The following is a 6,380-nucleotide window of genomic DNA, read 5'->3' on the forward strand; positions in this document are numbered from 1 at the left end:
GACATGTGATGCACAATGCTATTGTCGATAAAACCGGGAATTGTCTGTTTGTTCACCACTACGTTAAACACGCAGGGCACGTTCACTATTAGTAGCTAAATAATGTAGCACCATTCGTGGCAGGTCTTTCAAATGACCTACCTCATGGACGCCACCGTGCGCGACTGCCTCGCGCGGCATGCCATACACTACGCAGCTTTCTTCATTTTGCGAGAAATTATAGGCGCCGGCATTTTTCATGCGCAACATCCCTGCCGCCCCATCCTTGCCCATGCCGGTCAGGATAATCCCCACTGCGTTCTTACCCGCATTGGTCGCTGCAGAATCAAACAATACATCGACTGAAGGCTTATGTCTATTCACCGGCTCACTGTCTGACAGCTTGGTCACATAGTTGGCGCCGCTTCTGCCCAGCAACAGATGTTTATCACCTGGTGCAATATAGGCATGGCCTGGCAGCACACGTTCGCCATCTACCGCCTCTTTAACCGCAATTTTGCACAAGGTATTTAAGCGCTCGGCAAAAGACTTAGTAAATCCTGCCGGCATATGCTGGGTAATCAAAATACCCGGGCAATCAGATGGCATTTGCATCAACACTGACTTAATCGCCTCTGTACCGCCGGTAGAGGCGCCAATAATCAATAACTTTTCACTACTGATGAGTGGGTTGCGGATCGCATTTTGCTGCACCTGTGTATTAGAGGCTTTGGCAATGCTTTGCAAGGTACTGACTTTCGCTCTGGAGGCCGTACGGATTTTGTCTGTAATTTCATCAGCATACTGTTGCATGCCTTGCGAAATCCCCATTTTAGGCTTGGTCACAAAATCTGTTGCACCCAGCTCCAACGCGCGCAATGTGATCTCTGACCCCTTTTCAGTCAGCGTAGATACCATCAACACTGGCATCGGGCGCAAACGCATGAGCTTTTCCAGAAAATCCAGGCCGTCCATACGTGGCATTTCCACATCCAGCGTCAGCACATCCGGATTAAGTTGCTTGATCATTTCTCGCGCAACCAGCGGATCCGGTGCAGTGCCCACCACTTCCAGATCCTTGGTGTCATTGATAATTTCGCTCAGCAGGCTGCGTATTAACGCAGAGTCATCAATGACGAGTACTTTTGTTTTCATGGCATGTCCTCTTTTTTTAATTATTATTAAAACAAATCGATATCCCCACCCACATCGTTTGTCTGCAACTTGCTTGAGTAAGCTTGTTCGCGTTTGACCAATGTGTAGTTGTTCAGTTGTTTCAGTTTTTTAACCAACACCTTGCCGGTTTTTGGAAAAAAATAGACCTTGCGCGGATAAATATCCAGCAAGTCTTCACCGGTCACTTTAATGCCCTCTTCCTTGAGGTATTTTTTCACGAAAGCCGCATTGCGGTCACCGACGTTATTGGTGGTAAAGCTGCGCAAGACATTGCCGCCGCCAAAAATTTTGGCTTCGAGATTTTCACGCTTGGCGCCATTACGCAATAGCTGGTTAATCAACACCTCCATGGCATAAGTGCCATAACGCATAGATTCTGATACCGGGCTGTCTTTATCCGCACTGCCACCTTCCGGCAACATAAAGTGATTCATGCCGCCAATGCCGGTCCGGCTGTCACGGATACAGGCAGACACACACGAGCCAAGCACGGTGACGATCAGCATGTCTTTATCGGTGTAGTAATACTCCCCTGGCGAGATTTTGGCGGCGTTGGTGTTAAACGTCCTGTCAAAATACAGGGTGTTTGAAATTTCTTCTTGCATGACACTCATGTCGATTTCCGATGCGTAAACAGGCTGGAACGTGCCGCGCCACTGGTTTTTAATTTATAGACGGTTTTTCCTAACAGTTGCAGGTGATCGGAAACATACAAAAAGTTTTCCGAATGTCCGGCCAGCAACAAGCTGTCTTCATGCATGAGGGTGACAAACTTATCAATAATTTTGCCTTGTGTCGGCTTGTCAAAATAAATCATGACGTTACGACAAAAGATGATGTCAAAACCATCGTTAAATGGCCATTGTGTATCCAGCAAATTGAGCTGATGGAAATGAATCAACTCACGCAGGCCCTTCTTCATACGCACCAGTCCATCGTGCTTGCCGGTGCCTCTTTCAAAAAACTTGCGTACTCTGGCATCATCCATTTTCTTGATACGATCCAGAGGGTAAACCCCCGCCGCGGCGGTTGCCAGCACATTGGTGTCAATGTCAGTGGCAATAATTTCAACCGGTGGCTTGAGTGTATTAAACGCTTCGCATGCAGTGATGGCGATCGAATAGGGTTCCTCCCCGGTCGATGCGGCTGAACACCAGATGCGGATCGGTTTTGCCAGCTTGCGTGCGGCAAGCTTGGTCAAATGTTCTGCTAATATCGGAAAGTGATGCTCTTCCCGAAAGAATGAGGTCAGATTCGTGGTCAGTGCATTGGTAAATGCCTGCCACTCATCTGCATTATTATGTTTTTCCAACGTGTCCAGATACTGTTTGAAGCTGAGCATATCCAATGCACGCAAACGCCGACCAATACGGCTGTACACCATATCGGTCTTTGCATCGGATAATGAAATGCCTGCATGGCGATAAATCAGGCTTTTAATTCTGACGAAATCATCGCGCGTAAACAAAAACTCGCGCTCTTCCTGTTCTTGTTTTTTCAATGCACTCACTTCGTTATCCTATGCAAATCCGTTGGGTTAACATTGGCCGGAAATTAAGCCTTTGTTGTATCGATACGATCTTTCATTTGTGCAATAGCCAATTCAACCTGCTTTTCTTCTTTGGCTTTGGCTTCAGCGCTCGTGCGTGCATATTTGCTGCGCTCTTGCATTTGAGAGATCGCCAATGCAGCAGACTGGTCATCAGCACGACGGTTTTGTGCTTCTGGTGTTTGCGCTGCAAATGGATGCAAGGCTTCTTTGTATTGTTTCACCACATCAGCGGCTTTAGGCTCACGGGCAACAGCGGCTTTAATCGCGATTTTGGTTGCGCGATAGTTCCAGTCCTGGATACGGTCATCCATGTCAGCTTTGCTGTCAATGAATACGCCAACGCAAATAAACACGTCATCTGCTTCTTCCAGTGGAATCGTGCCATCAGCAACGCAATCCATCACTGCCATCGCTACGCCACGTTGCGCCGGGCCAAACATTTGTGTTGCCTGACGGCCATCTTTGATGGTCACTTTGTTAAACATCACTGTGTTTGGTTTTACCATCATGTTTGGCGCTGCAATCGCCAATAAACCGTTTACCCCTTGTTTTTGGTCGGTGAGCGTACGACAAAATGCGTCTTCTGCAGCGCTACCGCGTGGGCCCATAATTAAGTCAATGTGCGCCACATTTTTCAAATCCAGGCCACCCTCTGGGCGATCCTCGATAACCAAACCTTCACCAATTAACACTCGATCAATCACAGCCATTTTTTTAACTCCTGATAAAAAGTACTACTTATTAAAGGACGATAGCAACCGCCCTAACCGTTGCTGACCTGGCGATATGATTCGCCCCAGCCCGCATTTCCAACTTGATGGCCGGACACTTTTGCGTGCCCATCCACAATAAATACACCGACAGCCGTTGCCAGCTCATTTGAATGATCCATGAGCGATTCAGCCGCTGCGGCAGCTTGTTCTACCAAGGCAGTATTCTGTTGCGTCACATCATCCATGCGAATCACGGCATCGTTTACCAGGGCAATGCCTGCACTTTGCTCGTTAGACGCCGAAGCGATCTCACCGATAATGACGCTGACGCGTTTCACAGAATCCACAATTTCATGCATGGTGTTGCCGGCTTCTTCTACCTGGCGACTACCCTCTGCCGTTTTGTTAACGGAATCGTTAATCAACTCTTTAATTTCACGCGCGGCGACTGACGAACGCTGGGCCAAATTACCCACCTCGTTGGCTACCACCGCAAAGCCTCGACCCTGCTCACCGGCACGCGCTGCTTCCACGGCCGCATTCAGCGCCAAGATATTGGTCTGGAAAGCAATGCTGTCGATGACAGAAATAATGTCTTCAATCTTGCGTGCGCTTTCGTTGATATCACTCATGGTGCTTACCACCGCATTGACCACTTCGCCGCCCTTCACCGCCACTTCTGAGGCTTGTACAGCCAGATGATTGGCCTGTTTGGCGTTATCAGCATTCTGTTTTACGGTTGAGGCCAGTTCATCCATGCTGGAAGCTGTTTTCTCCAGGTTAGCGGCCTGGTCTTCAGTACGACGGCTGAGATCGGCATTGCCTTGTGCGATTTCCTTGGCAGCAATATTGATAGACTCGGCAGCCGCTTTCACGGTCAGCACTGGCTCAACGATCATATCCAGCGTCTGGTTCATGCCCTCAACAATTTTGCGATAATCGCCAGGGTGTTTCGCGGCATTGGCGCGCACAGTCACACGGCCTTCACGCGCAGCTTCTGCCAGCATTTGCGCATCGGCATTCAATGCTTTCAAATTACTGCGTACTTGTTCAATGGTTTGATTAATTTGGGCTTTTTGGCCAGGAAAACGCTCTAATGGCGCGTCAAAGTCGCCATCGCCAAACGCCTGCACACAGGCCATGGCTTTTTGGTTCAATTCAATGTGTCCGGCCACAATCTGGTTGATGCTGGCAGCGAGCACGGAGAACTGGCCTTTAAACATATCTGCACGCAAGGTCATGTCAATATTGCCTTTTTCATGCTCGGCATTGACCCAGTTAACAGAGTCGACGATGCCTTTCAGGTTACCGCGGATGCGGTCTACGCTCTTGTTCATGGCGGCTTTCTGGCCAGGCATGGCTTCCAGTTGTACTGTCAGGTCGCCACGGCCAATATTGTCCATCACCGCAATAAACTTCTCTGTATCGCTGACATAGGCCGTCACCATGTGGTTCACGCCTTCTGCCACTGCTTTAAAGTCGCCATCAAACTGGCTGATATCCAGCAAGGCATCAATCTCACCCTGGGCATGGGCCGCAGAAACCTGCGCCATATCTGAAATCAGTGTTTTAACGTTATTCTTCAAGCTGTCAAAGCTGACATTCAAGGCATTTAAATCGCCTGGTAGCGACTCCAGCTGGGCGCCAAAATTACCTTGCCCCAGCAAGTGCATGGACTGGCTGGTTTTGTGCAGAATATCGGCATGCATAGTCAGCATGCGATTAATATCCTGCGCCATATTGCAATATTCACCGCTAAACTTGTCAACATCAATCACTGCCTTGATGTTGCCTTTGGCATGCTCAGCCACGACATAAGTCATCTGCTGGTCCAATGTGCGCAAGGTCGCTTTTGCCTGGTTTAAAGCGTGAATCACATTATCATCGCTGTTCGCGTGCAACTCTGAACTGCTACTAAAGTCGCCGTTGGCAATGCCTTTGGCCGCCTCTAACGCTTCGTAAGTTTCACCACCCACATTGCGTCTGATAGATCCTATCAATAACGAACCCACCGCCACAGTGAACAGAATCAGGCCAATATTCAGGCCATAATTAACCCACTCATTGTGGTTAATCAATACCGGCGTTTGTTGCTCTATACGTAACGCACCATCACTGGCCTGTTTGACTACAGCGTCAACTGCCAGTCTATGCTTTTGATACGCAGCCTGCAATCTTTCCAGTGCCTGATCAATTTGCTTTTTGTCACCACTACGGATAGCAGGAATCACTTCGTTATCACGCACGTTGAAAAATTGATTGCCACTTTCAAACAAAGGGCCAATCACACTGCTTTTCAAAGTGGATTCTGGCAGTTGGGTTTGCCAATAAGTGTGGCGCTCTTCAAAGGATTTTTTCAGTGTGTTGCCTTTATCCACCAGCGCTTGCAACGGCTGGTTGTTTAAAGACACCATTTCAAGCACGGTGAGCCAGGATTCGATCAGATATTCAGGCGGCGGCAATACATCGGCAATCAAGTCTTTATGATTAATGATTTGCTGATAATGCGCGCCATGAATCGCTAATTCGCGATCGCCTAAATTATCCAGGTAGCTGGTCGTGACAATGCCTGAACCAAGGACAGCCAGCATCAAGCCCAACTGTGACTTTAGTTTCATGTGAGAAAATTTTCCCGCCAATGTACTCAACGTCAATCCATTTAACGATGGTGAGGACATGCTTGCCACTCCTTAATTGATTCCAAATCCCGGTTACTGGCCTGTTTGTTTTGTTTCTTGGCCTATGTTGGTGATTATTCAACATTCAAGCCCGAATTGAATTGCCTGTAAAAAGGGGAATCTCGGCTCTTTTGCTGTAATTGCAACCCTAAAGAAATTCAAATGTGCGTAATGGCCAGAGTGGCGTGTTACAAGGGCTAGCAGCAGGATGCCTGGAAGCAGATATAAAAAAACCGGCTGAATAAGCAGCCGGTTTTTTATGTTGAAGCTAGTTAAAACTCT

At 48.2% G+C, this 6,380-nt stretch carries 6 protein-coding genes; all 6 read right to left on the bottom strand.

The features are described 5' to 3' along the window. Positions 1–63: 63 nt before the first annotated feature. A complete protein-coding gene (locus B3355_RS13210; protein ID WP_019882315.1) occupies positions 64–1,134 on the bottom strand; it encodes a protein-glutamate methylesterase/protein-glutamine glutaminase in 1,071 nt (356 codons plus the stop codon). A 26-nt stretch (positions 1,135–1,160) separates the two neighbouring features. Then, the gene (cheD, locus tag B3355_RS13215) at positions 1,161–1,769 is read right to left on the bottom strand and encodes a chemoreceptor glutamine deamidase CheD (RefSeq protein ID WP_019882314.1); all 609 of its coding nucleotides are present in this window, start codon (positions 1,767–1,769) and stop codon (positions 1,161–1,163) included. Further along, a complete protein-coding gene (locus B3355_RS13220) occupies positions 1,766–2,665 on the bottom strand; it encodes a CheR family methyltransferase (RefSeq protein WP_019882313.1) in 900 nt (299 codons plus the stop codon). The genes cheD and B3355_RS13220 overlap by 4 nt, the downstream gene beginning before the upstream one ends. Before the next feature lie 44 nt (positions 2,666–2,709). Then, positions 2,710–3,417, bottom strand: a complete 708-nt coding sequence (fae, locus tag B3355_RS13225; protein ID WP_019882312.1) for a formaldehyde-activating enzyme — start codon at positions 3,415–3,417, stop codon at positions 2,710–2,712. A gap of 53 nt (positions 3,418–3,470) precedes the next feature. Beyond that, the gene (locus B3355_RS13230; RefSeq protein ID WP_292784791.1) at positions 3,471–6,038 is read right to left on the bottom strand and encodes a methyl-accepting chemotaxis protein; all 2,568 of its coding nucleotides are present in this window, start codon (positions 6,036–6,038) and stop codon (positions 3,471–3,473) included. Positions 6,039–6,176: 138 nt separating this feature from the next. Next, positions 6,177–6,380: hypothetical protein (locus B3355_RS13235; RefSeq protein ID WP_292784794.1), on the bottom strand; the 204-nt coding region annotated here is incomplete at its 5' end.

The organism is Methylophilus sp. UBA6697 (genome assembly GCF_002454655.1).
Lineage (GTDB): Bacteria > Pseudomonadota > Gammaproteobacteria > Burkholderiales > Methylophilaceae > Methylophilus.

What these genes read in the sequence shown, in the direction of transcription:
- B3355_RS13210 (WP_019882315.1), bottom strand. Translation starts at nt 1,134, where the DNA reads ATGAAAACAAAAGTACTCGTCATTGATGACTCTGCGTTAATACGCAGC.
- cheD (WP_019882314.1), bottom strand. Translation starts at nt 1,769, where the DNA reads ATGAGTGTCATGCAAGAAGAAATTTCAAACACCCTGTATTTTGACAGG.
- fae (WP_019882312.1), bottom strand. Translation starts at nt 3,417, where the DNA reads ATGGCTGTGATTGATCGAGTGTTAATTGGTGAAGGTTTGGTTATCGAG.
- B3355_RS13230 (WP_292784791.1), bottom strand. Translation starts at nt 6,038, where the DNA reads ATGAAACTAAAGTCACAGTTGGGCTTGATGCTGGCTGTCCTTGGTTCA.